This is a genomic window from Peribacillus sp. TH27 (assembly GCF_016650915.1).
Lineage (GTDB): Bacteria > Bacillota > Bacilli > Bacillales > DSM-1321 > Peribacillus > Peribacillus butanolivorans.
In genome coordinates this window covers 3,236,359-3,254,929 of record NZ_JAEKEV010000002.1, presented here as the reverse complement: position 1 = coordinate 3,254,929, position 18,571 = coordinate 3,236,359, and the positions used below count along the sequence as shown (strand labels likewise).

Here is an 18,571-nt window from a genome sequence, read left to right as displayed (position 1 = left end):
TCCCCCACAATCTTTTAATTCAATTTCCGACCACCTAAAGAAAACGCACCCTGAAGTGAAGAAGCGAATTTCAAAACAAAAGCATCTCCCGTCAAACGGAAGATGCTTGTATGGCAACAATATAATTACGGACTCAGAAGGTCTGCCACACACCTTCCCATCCGCGTAGGTTACAGGTGTACGAATCTTGGCAGGTCTCCTGGCTAATGGTCATCGTCAACGGCACCTTCCCATATCTCACATACAGTGGTACACAGCCGCTAACTCCCATTTACAGTGGCGGGACCGCGTTGGTATTTCACCAACTTCCCTTTTAAGTCATTAAGACACCAAATCGTTCATATGTATATAATTTTCACTGCTTTTCATTATACACTATGTAAGAAATGATTATTATATGATTTTTCAGACTGATTCCGAAATACCTTGTCTTCAATTAATAACGTGATGCATTTTCAATCAGCGCTGCAAATCCATCGACTGATAATCCGGGTGAAATCCGAACTCGGTGCAGTGCATGCATCCCTTGGTCCCTTGAAGCTCCACCAGCTTCGGTGGTTACTGCCATCTTGTATCCAGCTTCTTCTGACAACCTAAGGCTCTCCTCGTTATACCGACCAACAGGATATGAAAGTACTGTCGTGTCCTGTTGGAGAATACGATCGAATAAATCCTTTGACTGTACCATTTCAGCTTCCTGCTGCCCTACCGTCATACGGTTAAGCTCAAGATGGTTGATAGTATGACTTTCAATAGAAATCCCATTCTCGCTCATCTCCACCATTTGTTCTTCCGTCAGGTGATGACTTTTTTCAATAGATTTCCCGATCATAAAAACAGTAGCTTTCATATTATATTCTTTTAATATAGGAAAAGCCTCCGTGTAATTATCTGTATAGCCATCATCAAAAGTAAGCCAGACACACTTTTCACTTGGCATCCGATTTTCCGTTAAAACAAGAAATGCTTCCCTAGGGGATAATGTATAGTAATCATTCTCCCGAAGCCAGTTCATTTGTGATTGAAATTCCTCTCTTGGTACCCGAAGGTTATTACCTTCAGAAATACTATGATACATCAATATTGGAAGTTGAACCGTGGACTCGGCTCTTATCCAGTTTCTCGTATCGATCTGTTCAGGATATAATCTGTCCTCCGAATTCTGCCCGACGTCATTCTCCGCTGCTGCAACCACTTCAATGTTATCTTCCGCAATCGGTGCAGCCGTCTTTGTACCTATATTCTCTAAAACCCCTTGTGAGCATGAAGGCAAAATTAAAATTCCCAGCAATGCTACCATCAATAAAACTCTGTATTTTCCCACTATCATTCTCCTAATTTTTTCTAGCATAATAGTACCAGAAAACTAGTAAATAATAAAGTATTCCATTTAGCGAAAAAAAAGGCAACCCGGTGGCTGCCTTTTTTTAACTAGTAAATCGACAAGTATTTTGATCACGCGGAATGCCTAAATCTTTCGGCACCATCGTTTCAATAAAAAAGTTCTCATCTTCTTCATAAATAATCTTCTTCATTTCAATTCCGAAGTATTCCTTCATCCGGGATTCTGTCATGACTTCCTGGACTTCTCCGTAAACGACCGGCTTTTGTTTGGCTGTCATTAACACATGGTCAGCAAGGAAAAACGCATGGTTTGGGTAATGCGTGTTTATGATACAAGAGATTTTCTTTTCTTGTGACAAACGCTTTAATGTCTGTAAAATCACAACCTGCTTTTGAACATCAAGATGGGATTCCGGTTCATCGAGAATGAGCACTTCCGGGTCTGATACCAGCGTACGTGCAATCAACGCTAGTTGCAACTCACCACCACTGACTGTATTGCAGGACTTCCCAGCAAGATGGCCAATCCCTACAGTTTCCAGGGCTAGGTGAGCGGCTTCACGGTCCTTCACGGAAGGCTGGGCAAGCGCACTGATGTATGGGGCTCTTCCCATAATGACCAATTCTTCGAGTGTAAAACCAAATACCATTTTATGCGCCTGCGGAACATAACCAATCCGTTTCCAGACGGTTTTGCGTGAAAGCGAAGGAAGCGGCTTTCCATCAATGAGCGTTTGACCTTTTTTCCAGTCCAGAAGACCTGTGATGCATTTTAACATCGTTGTCTTTCCTGCACCGTTTGGTCCTAGTATCGCCATTATCTCTCCGTCATTCAGCGAAAAGTTAATGTCTGTTTGGTAAAGGTAAGGAACTTCTTCTTTTTTCCGAGCATAAAAGTAATTTCCTCCCTGCACCTCAATTCTCATGACCAGCCACCTCCTGTTTTTCTAAGCAATATTGCGAAAAATGGTGCACCTATAATTGCCGTCAAGATTGAGAGTGGAATTTCTGTAGCCGTTACCGAGCGAGCCAGATTATCAATCAACAATAAATAGGCTCCACCGATTGAAAGAGATACTGGTAAGACTAGTTGATTGTTATTACCAACTAGCATTCTTGCAACGTGAGGAATAATTAACCCAACCCAGCCAATGATACCGCCTATCGCAACTGAGGCAGCAGTAATAAGTGTTGCGCCAAAAATAACTGTCCATTTCAAACGTGTTACTGGAATACCAAGTGATTTAGCTTCATCCTCAGGCAACGTCAATAAATTTATTCTCCAACGAAGGGAATATAGAATCAGAATGCCCACAAGGATAATCGGTCCCCCGATATACAAGTCCTTATATGTTGCCGTACCAAGACTTCCCATCAGCCAGTAAGTAATCGCTGGCAGTTTTGCTTCCGGGTCAGCGACGAATTTAATCAAGGAAATCAACGCCTGGAATAATGCCGATGTAACGACACCAGCCAGAACAAGCATGAAAACAGGTGAATCTTTTTTTCCGCTAATCACGAAGGTAAAGACGATTGCCGCTAGGCCGAAACCAAGTGCCATCACTTGTGTAGCGAAGCCATGACCTAGTAATAGAATCCCAAGGGAAGCCCCAAACCCGGCACCAGCCGAAACCCCAAGGATATCCGGACTAACCAACGGGTTGCCAAACATACCTTGGAATGAGGCACCTGCGATTGAAAGACCAGCACCTATTAACAAGGCAAGCAAAATACGCGGCAGGCGTATTTGCAGGACCACTGTTTCTTCCATCTGCGTCCAAGTATGGTCAATTGGAAGAAAAGTTGATAGTAATATCTTGATTTGAGTCCCTAAATCCATTCCGTAACGTCCAATGCTTAGAGACAAAATAACCATAGCAATTGGTAAAATCCAGAACAGGAGCGTTTTCCATTTTTTCATATTCATTCCCTACTTTACTGTTTTGCAGCATCAGAAGAAGGGTGCAGAATATTCTCTACTTGTTCTTCCGTTACATCGTAATCATAGAATTCTGAATAATAGTCTGTGATTTCTTTCTTCATATCATAGTCAAATAGTTCAGGATGATTTTTCTGTGCCATCCACTCCAACATAAGCGGCGCATCCCCACTTGGCGGGAACCATCTGTAAATACCCAGAGGAATTTTATAAACATTTCCTGCTTGCACAGCCTTTACCTGACTCCAGTCTTGACCTTCAAATACATTGTTTGTTAGGTCTTCAGGTTGTGTAGTTGAAAAGTTTGTAATGTAAATAATATCGGGATTCCACTTATAAATTTGCTCCATATTCACTTCTTTTGTTCCGGTAACTTCTTCTGCCGTAACGTCGTATGCTCCTGTTGCGTTTAGCCATTGATTACTAAAGAAGTTTTTACCGCCAACCATAATGCTTTTATCGCTGTGTTGGTATAGTATTAATGCTCTTGGCTTATCTTTCTCTTTGATACCATCCAATTTTTCATCCAACTCAGCTTGGACCTTTTTGCCTTTTTTCAAGAACATGTCCGTTCTCTCAGTTGTTCCAGTAATGTCACTCGTCACTTTCAACCAACTGTTAAAAGTCGCTAATGGTTCAGCTGCCGCTACATCAATAGCACTTAAGGCCACCACAGAAACGCCTGCATCCTCTAATTTATCAATAGATTTTTGATTCTGTGAGTTTTCAAAATAAAGCTGCGGATTGATTTTCAATAATTCTTCTACGTTCACTTCACCATTTTTAATAAACGACGTATCCGCTTTTAAAATATCCGGCGACATGTCAGCAAGAATGGAATTCTCCGCAGCATTATAAGCATTCGGATGTAATCCAACAACTTCCTTCGTTGAGTTTGTAGCTACATACCATGTAGAAAAGTATGGAAGAATACCACCAACCGCAATACGCTCGACTTTACCCGGTACAGTTACGTCACGGCCAAGCTGATCTTGAATGACTTTCTCCTCAGCCGTCGTTTGTTTTTCAGCTGTATCTCCTTTTGTTTCTTCCGCTGTATTGCCGCAGCCTGTAATCAAGGCTGCCACCACAGTTGTTGCCGCTAACATTGTCCATTTTTTCTTCATGATGTTCTCTCCCGTACTTCTTTTCTAAGCCATTTCGCCATCCCATGTAAAAATGGTTTGGATTGATCTATGAATCCTAATCCGATATGAAAGATTGGATCTAGTGTAGTAATAACTAATTCTCCGTTATATGACACGTCATCTGTATAAATAATTGAGCGGCCGTCCGGTGTATCCACTAGTGATTTTGCACCTTCCGGAACTTTGAACGTTCCATGATAATGCCATTTCATATCTGACAGACTTACATACTGATACAACGGATGATCTATATTATTAGCTGTTAACGGCAGGTCTCCTTGCTCTTTCACCCACCAACTAAAATCCACTTCTGAATTCTCCCAATATACTCCCGGAAGCCAATTGTCCAGTACTTCGCCGAAAACGACTAATCGTTTTCCTTCCTGAAGGAATTTAATGAAATACGATTGGTAACGTTTTAAAAGTAGTAGCGACATCCGATCATTAACAATTAGCGTGTCATATTGATTTAAGTCATAGGTATGTAGCTGCCGAATTTGGAGCACATCGTCATACATATAAGCGAACTCTTCCATTTGAAAGAAGCGATGATGAAAGCTGTAACCGTTATCTAAAATTGCTACTTTCATTTCTGTTCCTCCTTGTTTGCTTCATATTCTTGACGAATCCAATTTAGCATCTGAGTGCTTAAAACGCGTGAACTATTTTCTTCAATACCGAAACGGTAAAGGTCTGTTCCAGCTCCAGCAACAATCGTGCCACCCGTCGTTTTCCGATCGATATAAATGATCGCTTTCCCATCTTGATCCTCCACAATGACTTCCGAATGTTCAGGAGCCTCTAAGTATCCTCTTGAGAAAAAGCCCCGAACTCCTTTTTTATGATTCAAATCATAAGGATCAATTCCATAGAACATTGGATGCACGGGCTCGGTAAGACGGATTTCACGGTCTCGTAAGGAAATAGGGGATCGCTTCCAATTCTCACAACCAGGTAGCCAAGGAAGGAAATTTTCAGCTTGTGAAAAAATGACGCCACCATCATTTAAATAGTCTTCAAGGATGTTTTTATGATCAAGTAAGAAGGCCTCTTCTACAAAATTCGTGATCAGGATTCCCGCATATGCAGATAAATCAGCGTATGGAATATCATATAATTGCAGAAATACTAACCCTCTTTTGTAGTCAATCTCCTGAAGCCTTGTAAATTGAATATCCGTACTTATATATGCAATAGGTTTCATAACTCACTCACTTTTCTTATATTAATATAATATATTCATTTGGTAATAATTGAAAAATCGCCACTCTTCTAATGTCTATTACTAATTTTATTTTCTTGAAATAGAGTATTTACTATGGGTTCAGTATAGTTGATAATGATTATCAATGTCAATGAATATATTATGAATCTTCAGGAAACATAGTCTCTCCCTGCTTTAATAAATAGCTTGCCTCCCCTACTTGAACTCAAGCAAGGTTCTTATATTAGACACCATCATTACCAAGCTTTCTCCGACTATTAACACTGAACATCATCACTTGTTAAGCTATTATGATGAATATTTTCATAAGTATAAGCTATTAACTTGAAAAGTTTGCCTATAAGAAATATAATGAATAGGTCGTTGAACTTTTTATATGTCCCAGTAGCTCAGTAGGATAGAGCGACAGCCTCCTAAGCTGTAGGTCGTAGGTTCGATTCCTATCTGGGACGCTAATTTTAAAACCCTGTTACAATGCGGTTCTTCTGCGTCGTAACAGGGTTTTTTCTTTTGGTATGGCTCTATCCAAATTTTAGTTATCGATCGTGCAGCCTCTCATGGTTTTACATTTCAAGTGATCTTTCTTTTTGAAATTATCAAAGATATGCAAAAAATCGACTATTTTATGGTAATGTAAAGCAAAAAGGTTAGGGGAATCATTTTATGGAAATGGTAAATTTCATTGAGTTAAAGCATTTTTCAGATGAATATTCCGAAAAACTAAATCATTTTGAACTCCCTGAAGAACAAGGACTATTTACTACCTTGCCCAACAATTTTACTGAAGTAACAAAAGGACAGCATCGTATCGTCATTTTAAGTGATGATGAACCTGTAGGTTTCTTTTTACTGCATTCAACAGATCGCGTAATTGAATATTCGACTAATCCGAATGCCATGTTGCTGACTGCATTATCAGTTGATCATGCTGAGCAGGGAAAGGGCTATGCAAAACAAGGCATGCTCCTACTGGCCGAGTTTGTTAAATCAGAATTTCCTAATTGTGATGAAATTGTATTAGCTGTTAATCATAAGAACATCCCCGCACAAAAACTATATATAAAGGTTGGATTTCAAGATACCGGTATGAGAAGGGTCGGAATGATTGGCGAACAATACATTATGAAATTGACCATTTAATTCATCTTTACCTTTTTGAATATATATTTGCTGAAAATTAATGGATATACCTTACATCGAATATATAATTACACCTTTTTTTGAAAATAAATGTTTTAACCTGTCCTAGCCGGGTATACAAATACTGTAAGACATTCTCACCAAAGGAGATGATGTGCACGATGAGTACAATCAGAAGCCAATGGAACAAAGAGAATGACGCAGCGGTGTTTAGTCCCGGTGATCAGCGTTAGAGTTAATTGAAAAGTTAGATGATAATCAAGAAGGGAATTACTAGTCTTCTCACCCAAAGGAGGATACAGATTATGAGTATTTACAGCCTATGGAATCCAGAGAATGATGAAGCGATTTTCAGTCCAGGTGATCAGCAGCCATTCAGTACGCTCATACGAGTAGATTCGGGTAAACACACACAAAAAATGGACAACACACTTGAATATGAATTACATGGCACCGTACTGAATGAAATTTAGTCGAAGCAGTAATATAAAGAAAAAGGATGGAGCGATTGCTCCATCCTTTTTCTTTTATTTATCGAATTTCAGTTTAGCCAGGGCATCCGCCAGGGCTGTGTTGATCGGTTCTTCTTTATTTTGCTTTTTCATATAATTGGAGACTTCATTTTTCGATACCCGCTGGTTTTTATTTTGCCCTCTCCGTTTATTGTACGAAGAAAGTTTTTCGTGAAAACCGCATTTACAGGTGAATGTTTGTGCTTCTCCTTGACCGCGCATTTCCATCTTTTTGTGACATTGCGGGCATCTGGCATTTGTTACACGTGAAACACCTTTTTTGTGTCCACATTCACGATCCTGACAGACAAGCATTTTCCCCTTTTTACTATTCACTTCAAGCATCAGCTTGCCGCAATCCGGGCATTTCGTTCCTGAAACATTATCATGCTTGAATTTTTGATCACTATTTTTGATTTCATGAACGATATTTTTGGCATAGGTACGCATATCGCCGATGAAAGCTTGTTTTGGCAGCTTTCCTTTTGCGATGGCCGTTAGCTTTTGTTCCCATTGTGCTGTTAATGCCGGAGAACGTAAGTCTTCAGGAGCCAACTCGAGGAGCTGCTTCCCTTTCGACGTAACATGAAGACCCTTCCCTCTCTTTTCAATCAGGAAGCTATTGAACAATTTTTCAATAACGTCAGCCCGGGTCGCAACGGTACCAATCCCGCCTGTTTCTCCCAAAGTCCTGATGAGTTCCTTGCTTTCCCCTGCCATGAAGCGAGCAGGGTTTTCCATTGCTGATAGCAATGATCCTTCATTGAATGGTTCCGGTGGTTTTGTTTCTCCATCTGTTTGTTTCACAGTTAAGATAACTAAATTGTCACCTTTTTGAACGGCAGGAAGCAGTTGCTCAACAAGGCCATCCTTAGCCTCTTCTTCATCGAAGTGATGATCATAGACTTCCTTCCAACCTGATTTCAAGACGACCTTCCCTTTAGCAATGAACGTTTCTTGACCTATCTTAGCGGTGATAGTCGTTTGTTCATATTCAAACGGAGGCATTAATACAGCCAGGAATCTTTTGACAACCAAGTCATAGATCTTCGATTCTTTGTCACTCAGTTTCCCCGGAAGCGGCGTTTGCTCAGTCGGGATGATTGCGTGGTGATCGGAAACCTTGCTATCATCCACAAACGATTTATTGGCCTTGATCGGGCTGCGCAGAATTCTCGAAGCATACTGGGCATACGGCTTGATGCTGACCGCCTGCAATCGTTCTTTTAGCGTATCAACCAAATCCGTTGATAAAAAGCGTGAATCCGTCCTTGGATAGGTCAAGACCTTATGGCTCTCATATAAGCGCTGCATGATCGATAACGTTTCTTTCGCCGAATAGCCGAATTTCTTATTGGCTTCCCGTTGAAGCTCCGTTAAATCATATAAAGAAGGCGCAAAGCTTTTCTTATGGGATTTGTTCACTTCCACCACTTCCGCCTGTTTCCCTTTAACAGCTGTAAGAACCTTTTCTGCCTTCGCTTTATCAAATGTGCGGACATCTTTTGATTGAGCATCCTGCCAAACGAGTCGCAACTTAGACTCTGCTGTTGCCGAAACACCATAATATTTCTTAGGCTGGAATTGTTTGATTTCCTCTTCTCTTTTGGCAATCATCGCAAGCGTTGGCGTTTGAACCCGACCGCAGGATAGCTGGGCATTATGCTTGGTTGTGAGCGCCCGTGTTGCATTCATACCTACGATCCAATCTGCTTCCGCTCTAGCTACCGCAGAGGCGAATAGGTTTTCATACTCTTTTCCCTCTTTGAGCTTTTTAAAGCCATCTTTAATAGCTTTATCCGTTACAGAGGAGATCCAAAGCCGCTTGATGGGCTTCTTCACATTCGCTTTCTCGAGAATCCAGCGTGCAACAAGTTCTCCTTCACGACCTGCATCAGTCGCAATGATGACATCCTTGACATCATTACGGTTCAATTGCGTTTTAACCGATTGAAATTGCTTGCCTGATTGTTTGATCACGACTAATTTTAAGGAAGGAGGCAGCATAGGCAGGTCCTCAAGACGCCACGTTTTATATTTTTCATCATAAGTTTCCGGGTCGGCATGGGTCACCAAATGACCGAGTGCCCAAGTAACGATATACTGATCGCCTTCAAAAAAGCCATTACCCTTTCTTCCGCAATTCAGCACTTTTGCTATATCTCTTCCGACCGATGGTTTCTCGGCCAGTACGACTGTTTTACTCATAATAACATCCTTTCCCTTTTAAACTGCTTCCCTCATTATCTCATATAATTTATGCAGGAGCGATAAAGTACAAAGACATAAGACGCAAAAAACATGATTCCCAATACTGTTTCATGTTCATTATTAAGAAACAATTATTCCTCAGCCACTGTTTGCCTGAAGATTCGTAACCCGTTTTTCGATTGGTCAAGAGTCAGTAGTTATAAGCCAATCTATATAAGTTTTCGAACATGATCCTTTCACTCACTCCGTTTAATAGAGGGCTCATATGTAAATAAGATTAGATAGCAATCTAGTACAGATTTTAGTATGATGAAACGTAGAGATTTTTTCAAATTAATTGGGAGGTTCAATATAAATGAGCTTACTTTCTATAGATAAATTAGCACACAGCTTTGGCGATCGTACCTTATTCAAGGATGTTTCCTTCCGTCTAATGGCTGGCGAGCATGTAGGTCTAGTCGGGGCAAATGGTGTTGGGAAGTCAACAATGATGAATATCATTACAGGACAACTGATTCACGATGAAGGACGGGTTGAGTGGACACCTGGTGTCGAATACGGCTATCTTGATCAACATACGATTCTTTCAAAAGGAAAATCGATTCGCGACGTCTTAAGGGATGCGTACTTACCGTTATTCGAGCAAGAAAAAGCATTGAATGAAGTAACAGAGAAAATGGGGACAGCTACTCCTGAAGAACTTGAAGAACTTTTAGAACAAATGGGTGAAATCCAGGACAAGCTTGAAGCCGGTGGTTTTTACAATCTAGATATTAAAATTGAAGAGGCAGCACGCGGTTTGGGATTAGATGCAATCGGATTGGATCGTGACGTTTCTGCCCTAAGCGGTGGACAACGGACAAAAGTTTTACTTGCCAAGTTACTTTTAGAACAGCCTGAAGTACTGCTCCTTGACGAACCGACTAACTACTTGGATGTGGAGCATATCCGCTGGTTGAGCAGCTACTTAAAGGAATATCCTAATGCATTCTTATTAATTTCGCATGATACCGAGTTCATGAACGGGGTCGTCGACGTCATTTTCCATCTTGAATTTTCAAAATTGACCCGTTACACGGCAACTTATGAAAAATTCCTGGAGCTTGCCGAATTGAATAAAAATCAACACATCAATGCATATGAAAAACAGCGTGAATTCATTAAAAAGCAGGAAGATTTCATTGCTAAAAATAAAGCCCGCTACTCAACGACCGGTCGGGCAAAGAGTCGTCAGAAGCAATTGAACCGCATGGAACGCATCGATCGTCCGGAGACTGCAATGAAACCGACTTTTGACTTCAAAGAATCACGTGCGAGCAGCCGTTATGTATTTGAAGGGGAGGATTTGGAAATTGGCTACGACCGTCCATTGCTTCCAAAGCTATCGATGACCATCGAACGAGGGGAAAAAATTGCCGTAGTCGGCTGTAACGGAGTAGGAAAATCTACGCTGTTAAAAACGATTCTTGGTAAAATTGATCCTCTAAGCGGAAAAAGATCCCTTGGCGATTTCCTTTTCTCTTCTTATTTTGAGCAAGAAGTGAAAGCAGGCAACACGACACCGATCGATGAAGTATGGAATGCATTCCCACATCTCGATCAACCACAGGTACGCGCCATCCTTGCTCGAGTTGGTTTGAAAAACGAGCACATTACACGTCCAATGAGTCACTTAAGTGGTGGTGAACAATCGAAGGTCCGCTTGTGTAAGCTCATGCTTACAGAAAGTAACTGGCTGCTTTTTGATGAACCGACGAACCATTTGGATGTTGTCGCGAAAGAAGAACTAAAACGTGCATTAAAAGAGTATAAGGGAACGATTATCCTTGTCTGTCATGAACCTGATTTCTATGAAGATTGGATTACCAAAGTATGGGATGTAGAAGAATGGTCGAACCAAAATTAATTTTTTTTAGAGGGTGCCCGCTTGAGAAGGGGCACCTTCTTTGTATGTCAAAAAAAAGACTGAAATGGTTATAAAATCCCCTTTCAGTCAGCATCACTTTTTATTATTTATTTTTGTTCATGTTTTGTTTCGCCAATTCGGATCCTAGAAACTTCGCTAATTCAAGCATGCCATATTGGCCTGCTGCTTCCTCAGCGTCATTGTTATAATTCGTATTGGTATTGATGTCATAAGTATAGATTTCACCATCGCTGTTACGAATGAATTCAATTCCTGCAATCGAAATTTCATTTGCTTGTAAAAACGCTTCATATTTTTCAATAATCGGATCATGAAAATCTTGCACAATTTGAAATTTTGGTTTTTCTACTACCTCTTCACCGATCGGGCAGAACAAGTCACCAATTTGGCAGGCATCTGCCGGACAAAGCTCGAAACCTTCGGATGTATCAACCTCTACCGCATACATAAACTTGCCACCCACGAATTCACAACGGGTGATGAATGGCTCCGGTGCTTTTATGTATTCCTGAATTAATGTAATCCCATCAACTGGCTCATCGAATTCTGGACCTTCCACATAATGTTTCAATGCTTCTACTGAATGAAATAATTGAACACCGAGTCCCTTACCTGCACGGTTATGTTTCGTGATAAACGAAGCGGCATTTAATTTCTCTGCTGCTTTCATGATATTTTCCTTGCCTACAGCTGCGATCGTTTGCGGAGTCTTAATTCCAGCCTTTGTCAGTGCCGTATATTGATTGACTTTGCTGACCTCCAAACGAAGCGCTCGTGTCCCATTGAAGACTGTACGATTATGCTGTTCAAGCCACGCTAGCACAGATTCTGTCATTTCAGGAGCAAATCGGTGCCCACGAGTATGTGAGCTTGCACTCATACGGCTATAAAAAACGCCCTCTGGCGGTTCCTCTGTTAAATCCACCACACCCTGATCAAGATGCCATTCTTCATAGGGAAGTTCTAACTCATTCATTCTTTTGGTTAAATGGGCAGTCCATTCCTCATTTTCATGAATGATATAAATTTTACTCATAAAAGGTTCCTCCTGATTGTTTAAAATTTAATTTTTTTATCTGAGGGCATAGAGACATTAATACAAACATCCTTTTTATATGCATAACACTTTTGACTGCATCCTTACACTCGTTCCGCTACCAAGGTATATGTTTTCGGAAGACCGATATCGTGGATCTTATGGTTTGGTTCTTCCTCAAGCACCTTGATCGCAAGCCCTGATTGACCTACTGCCGTTATAAGTTCTCCTATTGTCCATTTACGCTGAACCACTTTTGAAAGGCTCTCTTTTTCTTCATCCGGCATATGCTTGGAAAAAGCGACCTCGTTGTTTTCAATTGCTGGAGCAAAATAGTTGCCTGCCACCTTATGCTTTTTACCATTAGAGGTAATGAGTTTTGTTGAAATCGGGTGGAATTCATGTAAAATGAATCGTCCACCTGGCTTTAAAATCATTTTAATTTTTTCGAATAATGGTTGAAGATCAATTAGGTAGTGAAGCACACCCAGCTCCATTAAAACCAAATCCTGTTTCTCAGATACATGTTCTGATGATAATGACAGCACATCAGAGATGATATACTCAATCGTAACATCGGCCTCTTTTGCCAATTCATTTGCAAAAGTCGCGTTTTCCTGAGAAAAATCAACTACCTTGACATTGGCCCCTATGATGGCCATGGCAACCGCTTTAACGCCATTTGACCCCATTAAATGAGTGATTTTTTTGCCTGTTACATCTCCCATATATTTATAAAATGGATGCAGTCTCCATTTGGGATTTTGTCTGATTTTAGATGCCAGTTCTTTGGGTTTTCCGTAACGATTGACAAGTGCTAAATAATTATTCTGGTTCCATGCCTGTTCATTTTCAGCTGTGAAGCCCTGCTGCTCGGCAGATAAGTAGGCATGAATTTCAGCACTGTACTTCTTCATTTCCTCGTCGTATAAATAACTGTACAATGACCGGCACCAAATCTCCATTTCTCCAATCTTTATAGACAATCGATAAGGATCTGTTTTAATAGTCATGTTAAACAAACAGCGAACTGTGACTGTAACCCCATCAATCCCCAATAGAAAAGAAGAACTCTCAGGATTTTTTTCAGGCTGCGTAGGGGCGAATTTGGAAAACAGCTCAAAAACCTCATTAAAGACATCCCATTGCACATCAATGGTGATGTTCTTATACTCATCAACCTCCACTCCTTGCACAAACAGAGCAGATTGACCTGTATATTGATAAGGAACGTTAGATTTATCCAACATTTTCCCAATTAACGTAATTGTATGAAAATAACTTGCTTTCATATTAACCTCCCAATCATTAAAAGAAAGTAACAATTATTCTTCTATAGCAAATTTCAAACCAGTGCTCGTTATAGCAATCAGCTGTTCATCCTGACGATCAATGCCATAAACGAGTAAAGTAACAAGCATATATATTGCTCTGAACCGGGCCAAGCACTCCATCTCTTTATCGATGTCACCATAAATCCCAAAAAATACTTGGCGTGCTTCTTTTGGAAAATAGCTGTATAAAAAGGAAAAATCAATAGCTGGGTTTCCGATATGAACATCTCCCCAATCAATAATTCCAGCGAGAACACCTTTTTTATCGAGTAAAACGTTCCGGATATGAATGTCTCCATGAACGAGTGAGATTGGATGATGAACATTCAATGGTTTGAGTTTTTCAAAAAAATCCTTAACGGCATACGCCTGCTCAGAGTAACCTAGTTTTAATAGAGTAGAGACATTTTCCATTAGCATTTTCTGGCGAAAGGATATATCGAGCCTCATCATTCCATCAGGCTTTACACCTAATCGCTTCGCTTTTTCAACAGGAAAACTATGAAGTTCTTTTAAAAAATGGGCAAATCTTTTTGCCGATATAATCTTATTTTCAACTGATTCTTCCACAGGCAAGTATCCCTTTACCATTTTATAACCTGTAAAGGGATATGGATAAATGCTACTTGGTTTTCCAAAAAAAATCGGCTCAGGTATAGCAAGTGGAAAGTTACCTGCTATCGAGGGCAGAAGTTGATTTTCCACTTGGATTAACGTAACTGCAATAGGGCGTCGAGGGAAACGGAATACATATTGCTCATTAATTTGAATGACCGTGTTATCAAACCCCTCCCCAAGTTGGTTTATCTCTTTCAACTCAATTTCTGGAAACTGCAGCCTGATTAATTTCTCTGCTAGCTCTAAGGAAACTGGATATTCCGCCAACCAAGGCTTTTCCACTTCCATCGCCTCCTTTTACCGGTTTCTTCCTCTATTTGAAAAGCCCCCAGACCCGCCTCTCCTATTACTTGGCCCTTGGGTATTTCCCCCTTTTGCTCCCCGGCTGTCTCCTTGGCGGTCACCACGGGTATTATCACGCTTCGGTCCACGGCTGTCTTCTGGGCGTCCTCCCCTTGAATTCTCACGTTTCGGCCCGCGACTGTTTTCCGTACGACCTCCACTTGGATTCTCAAGTTTCGGTCCACGACTATTTTCCGTACGACCTCCGCGTGGTTTCTCTAGCTCTAATTCACGGTTGTCTGCTTGATTAGCAGAACGGTGACTTCCTCGATTAGGCCCTCTTGTATCTATACGCTCTCTGTGGCGGCGACCTCCTCCTGTACGTGGGCGACGAGTTCCCTCTTCTGAAGATTCTTCATAACGCTTCTTTTTATGACCCGTCTCATCAGGTTGGAACATTTTGACGCCTTCAATTGTTCTTCGTTCAATTTTCATTGAAATTCCTTTTTCGATATCACTTAACAGCTGCAAATCCTTAGTGGCAATAAAGGTTACGGCTAGACCATTCTCACCCGCTCGTCCTGTACGACCAATTCGGTGGATATAACTTTCCGCATCCTCAGGGACATCATAGTTAAATACATGGGTCACTCCTTCTACATCCAGCCCCCGCGCCGCAACGTCCGTTGCCACTAAATATTGGAGCTTTGCATCTCTGAAGTTTTTCATAACACGTTCTCGTTTAGCCTGTGAAAGGTCCCCATGAAGTTCCTCAGAATTAAAACCAGCGGATTTTAGAGCATCATTCAAGACTGAAACACGGCGTTTAGTGCGGCAAAAAATAATGGCTAGGTAAGGCTGTTCTTCTTTTATTATGGTAATTAATGAAGACTGTTTGGCACGATCTGTCGTCTCGATAACAAGTTGACGGATTTGCTCGACTGTAACTTGATCAGCCTTTACTGCCGCAGTTAATGGTTTATTCATGTAGCGTTTAGCTAGCTGATGAACTTGTTCAGGCATTGTGGCAGAAAAGAGCAATGTCTGCCGTTCTTCTGGAAGCTGCCCCATAATCTCTTCTACTTCCGGTAAAAAGCCAATATGAAGCATTTGGTCAGCTTCATCCAGAACGAGTGTCTGTGTTTGCGATAAATCAATGGTGCCTCTTCGTAAATGATCTAAAAGCCGCCCTGGCGTGGCAACCACGACAGAAATATTTCGTGTCAACTTTTTCATTTGCTGTTCGACATCCTGTCCACCATATACAGCAAGCACCTGCAGCTCCTCAATTTCATTAGCAAACTTTTTCAGTTCCGCTGTGATTTGCAAAGCTAATTCCCTAGTTGGTGTAACAATTAACGATTGGATGTGGGATGCTGTCGGATCTACTTTTTCTAAAATAGGCAACAAAAACGCCAAGGTCTTCCCAGTCCCTGTCTGTGCCTTCGCGATGACGTCCCTTCCCGCAAGAATATCTGGTATGGATTTCTCCTGGATAGGTGTCGGGTTAGAAATTCCTATTTGTTTTAATATCGCGTTAATCGCCGGGCTAACACCCAAGTCGATGAAATTTGTCATATATAAACCTACTCTCTAAATTTGTCATTCCCTTGTTTTTCCCATTAAAAAACTTGTAAATCGTCTTAAGGAACGTTGCGGAGTTACACTCTAAGGGAAACTTCCTTAATCTAAGCTATTTGTTAGTATATCATTATCTAATTTCGAGAAAACCTGTCACTGTAAATTTTACATGCTATTGTACTTTAGTTGTTTTTCTAATATAATTTATAAGATTTTATTATCAAATAAATTATACTACCGAGCTACTTACTTGAAAAAAGGGTAAGCACCTCCTCCTTGTAATGATTAGTACAAGGATTTTTTGTATATAAAAAGAGGAGTAACCGCATGTTTAAATTAAAAGAACGGAATTCAAATATTAAGACGGAAGTACTTGCGGGGCTTACAACCTTTTTAACATTAGCTTATATCATAGTTGTAAACCCAATGATTCTTTCTGATGCCGGGGTCCCCTTTGACCAGGCCTTCACAGCAACCATCATCGCAATCATAGTAGGTACTCTTTGCATGGCTCTTTTAGCCAATTATCCAATTGTCATAGCACCTGCGATGGGATTGAATGCCTATTTTGCGTACTCAGTGCTAGGCACTCATAATATCTCATATACAGTTGCCTTTTCGGCAGTCTTTGTTACAGGGATTATTTTTATCTTTTTATCACTTACCTCTTTCCGATCAAGATTGATTGAAGCCATCCCCAATAATTTGAAGCACGCAATCAGTGCTGGAATTGGACTTTTCATCACCTTTATTGGACTTCGTTTGTCAGGCGTTGTTACAAGTCATGAATCCAATCTAGTTACCCTTGGAAGTTTTAGAGACCCTAGTGTGGCACTTACGTTAATTGGTTTGGTTATAACGATTGTGTTAATTGTACGTAATGTGCAGGGAGCAATATTCATTGGAATGATCGTCACAGCCATTATCGCCTTCTTTACTGGACAGTTAAAAATTGATGGCTTTGTTTCGACACCGTCATTACCTGAGGGAATAATCGTCGCTAATCCAATCACATCTATTGCAGATGTCATTAACTACGGGCTATATGGAGTTGTCTTCTCAATCTTACTTGTCATGCTATTTGATACAACCGGAGCGTTACTTGGAATTGTACGTCAAGCTGGATTGTTGAAAAATGGGAAGCTTGAGAAATCTGGGAGTGCCTTCTTTGCAGACTCCATTGGTACAACTGTTGGTGCCATGTTCGGTACAAGCCCTACCGCTGCCTCAGTTGAGTCTTCTGCTGGCGTAGGTGCAGGCGGTAAAACAGGATTAACAGCTCTTGTCGTAGCTATTCTTTTCTTAATAACCGCCTTCTTCAGCCCCCTTATCGGAGCTGTCTCAAATGTAGCGGCAATCACCGCACCAAGCCTGATTATTGTAGGAAGTATGATGATTAAAAGCATTAACGAGATTGACTGGACGCATTTTGATGAATCTTTCCCAGCCTTTTTGGTCATTGTCGCAATGCCGTTAACATCAAGTATCGCCAATGGGATAGCACTTGGATTCATCACTTATCCTATTTTAAAAATGGCTAGAGGAAAGTTCCGAGAAGTGCATCCGTTAGTGTACATGTTTGCAATTCTTTTCCTCTATCAATTAATTTTCCTAGCTTAATTCATTCAAGAGGGGCCCTGAGGTCCTTCTTTTTTTGAAAGTCCCCGTTAATAAAAAAGAAGGATATCCAACATGTTGTCAGATACCCTTCTACATACTTATTGATTCATTTGATCAAGAAAATCACCAAGAAGATCATCAAGGTTTTCCTCTTCAGGTTCTGGTTCCTCCACTTGTTGTGTGGTTTCATCCAAACTCCAATCAAAGTCATCCAAATCTTTCTTAGATATTTCCTTCTGCACCACTTCAGTATCCTGTTCCTGTTCTTCGGGCCCATCCTGCAAATAAATCTCCTCATTAATTACATTACTGTTCAATGAGGCTAGCAAGGCAGTCGCGCGTAAAGGATCGGATAAAAGATGGTACATAATCGTTCCAAGCATAGCTTCTGAGTGGGAATGCTTGAGCCAGTCACGCTGAGATTTGCTAAGCTTGTTCGGCATGGGTAGAGCAATCATTTCCCGTTCCTGATGGGTGGATTGTCCGATTCCATCGAGAACATACTCGGCAATTTTACTGGAAAAATTCCTTCTTTCTGTTTCCTTCAATTTCTGCAGCTGTCTTAACGTATAATCTGATACATCTGAAGGGATACGAAAAGTGATGGCTTGTCCTCTTTTGATTTCAGAAGAAGCTGTTTTTTTCATTCTCTCA

The 18,571-nt window shown here is 40.8% G+C and carries 16 protein-coding genes, 1 tRNA gene and 1 riboswitch; of the genes, 5 read left to right on the top strand and 12 right to left on the bottom strand.

What is annotated here, in order from left to right:
• Positions 1–172: 172 nt before the first annotated feature.
• A riboswitch (cobalamin riboswitch) is annotated at positions 173–349 on the bottom strand.
• 87 nt (positions 350–436) lie between these two features.
• The 6 genes from JFU24_RS17015 to JFU24_RS16990 all read right to left on the bottom strand — a co-directional run bounded on the left by JFU24_RS17015 (position 437) and on the right by JFU24_RS16990 (position 5,635).
• Positions 437–1,300, bottom strand: a complete 864-nt coding sequence (locus tag JFU24_RS17015; protein WP_201188156.1) for a polysaccharide deacetylase family protein — start codon at positions 1,298–1,300, stop codon at positions 437–439.
• 127 nt (positions 1,301–1,427) lie between these two features.
• A complete protein-coding gene (locus JFU24_RS17010) occupies positions 1,428–2,270 on the bottom strand; it encodes an ABC transporter ATP-binding protein (protein WP_201250208.1) in 843 nt (280 codons plus the stop codon).
• Positions 2,267–3,265: a FecCD family ABC transporter permease gene (locus JFU24_RS17005; protein ID WP_201222545.1), complete on the bottom strand. Its 999-nt coding sequence runs from the start codon at positions 3,263–3,265 to the stop codon at positions 2,267–2,269. The genes JFU24_RS17010 and JFU24_RS17005 overlap by 4 nt, the downstream gene beginning before the upstream one ends.
• A 14-nt stretch (positions 3,266–3,279) precedes the next feature.
• The gene (locus tag JFU24_RS17000; protein WP_201222544.1) at positions 3,280–4,410 is read right to left on the bottom strand and encodes an ABC transporter substrate-binding protein; all 1,131 of its coding nucleotides are present in this window, start codon (positions 4,408–4,410) and stop codon (positions 3,280–3,282) included.
• Positions 4,407–5,021: a hypothetical protein gene (locus tag JFU24_RS16995; RefSeq protein WP_201250207.1), complete on the bottom strand. Its 615-nt coding sequence runs from the start codon at positions 5,019–5,021 to the stop codon at positions 4,407–4,409. Before JFU24_RS16995 ends, JFU24_RS17000 begins: the two co-directional genes overlap by 4 nt.
• The gene (locus tag JFU24_RS16990; protein WP_201222541.1) at positions 5,018–5,635 is read right to left on the bottom strand and encodes a hypothetical protein; all 618 of its coding nucleotides are present in this window, start codon (positions 5,633–5,635) and stop codon (positions 5,018–5,020) included. The genes JFU24_RS16995 and JFU24_RS16990 overlap by 4 nt, the downstream gene beginning before the upstream one ends.
• Positions 5,636–6,034: 399 nt before the next feature.
• Between JFU24_RS16990 and JFU24_RS16985 the strand changes: the two genes are divergently transcribed.
• From JFU24_RS16985 to JFU24_RS16975, 3 genes are all read left to right on the top strand, one after another.
• A tRNA-Arg gene (locus JFU24_RS16985) sits at positions 6,035–6,108 on the top strand.
• Positions 6,109–6,319: 211 nt separating this feature from the next.
• Positions 6,320–6,796, top strand: coding sequence for a GNAT family N-acetyltransferase (locus tag JFU24_RS16980; protein WP_201250206.1), 477 nt, complete (start codon positions 6,320–6,322; stop codon positions 6,794–6,796).
• 305 nt (positions 6,797–7,101) lie between these two features.
• The gene (locus JFU24_RS16975; RefSeq protein WP_201222539.1) at positions 7,102–7,269 is read left to right on the top strand and encodes a hypothetical protein; all 168 of its coding nucleotides are present in this window, start codon (positions 7,102–7,104) and stop codon (positions 7,267–7,269) included.
• Positions 7,270–7,323: 54 nt separating this feature from the next.
• Here the strand turns inward: JFU24_RS16975 and JFU24_RS16970 are convergent, their stop codons facing one another.
• Complete coding sequence (locus JFU24_RS16970; RefSeq protein WP_201187616.1) at positions 7,324–9,516, bottom strand: DNA topoisomerase III; 2,193 nt, start codon at positions 9,514–9,516, stop codon at positions 7,324–7,326.
• 358 nt (positions 9,517–9,874) lie between these two features.
• Here JFU24_RS16970 and JFU24_RS16965 point away from each other — a divergent pair, with 358 nt between their 5' ends.
• Positions 9,875–11,425, top strand: coding sequence for an ABC-F family ATP-binding cassette domain-containing protein (locus JFU24_RS16965; RefSeq protein ID WP_201187617.1), 1,551 nt, complete (start codon positions 9,875–9,877; stop codon positions 11,423–11,425).
• Positions 11,426–11,528: 103 nt separating this feature from the next.
• On the opposite strand, the gene JFU24_RS16960 is transcribed toward JFU24_RS16965, so the two are convergent.
• The 4 genes from JFU24_RS16960 to JFU24_RS16945 all read right to left on the bottom strand — a co-directional run bounded on the left by JFU24_RS16960 (position 11,529) and on the right by JFU24_RS16945 (position 16,294).
• Positions 11,529–12,482, bottom strand: a complete 954-nt coding sequence (locus JFU24_RS16960; RefSeq protein WP_201187619.1) for an ATP-grasp domain-containing protein — start codon at positions 12,480–12,482, stop codon at positions 11,529–11,531.
• Between the two features lie 104 nt (positions 12,483–12,586).
• Entirely contained in the window at positions 12,587–13,774 is a 1,188-nt protein-coding gene (locus tag JFU24_RS16955) for a class I SAM-dependent methyltransferase (protein WP_242485352.1), read from the bottom strand.
• A gap of 33 nt (positions 13,775–13,807) precedes the next feature.
• Positions 13,808–14,716: a phosphotransferase gene (locus tag JFU24_RS16950; RefSeq protein WP_201222537.1), complete on the bottom strand. Its 909-nt coding sequence runs from the start codon at positions 14,714–14,716 to the stop codon at positions 13,808–13,810.
• A 15-nt stretch (positions 14,717–14,731) separates the two neighbouring features.
• On the bottom strand, positions 14,732–16,294 hold the full coding sequence (locus JFU24_RS16945; protein ID WP_201250205.1) for a DEAD/DEAH box helicase: 1,563 nt from the start codon (positions 16,292–16,294) through the stop codon (positions 14,732–14,734).
• 330 nt (positions 16,295–16,624) lie between these two features.
• Here JFU24_RS16945 and JFU24_RS16940 point away from each other — a divergent pair, with 330 nt between their 5' ends.
• Entirely contained in the window at positions 16,625–17,917 is a 1,293-nt protein-coding gene (locus JFU24_RS16940; protein WP_201187626.1) for an NCS2 family permease, read from the top strand.
• 98 nt (positions 17,918–18,015) lie between these two features.
• Here JFU24_RS16940 and JFU24_RS16935 read toward each other — a convergent pair whose 3' ends face one another.
• A complete protein-coding gene (locus tag JFU24_RS16935; RefSeq protein ID WP_201187628.1) occupies positions 18,016–18,564 on the bottom strand; it encodes a hypothetical protein in 549 nt (182 codons plus the stop codon).
• Positions 18,565–18,571 lie beyond the last annotated feature (7 nt).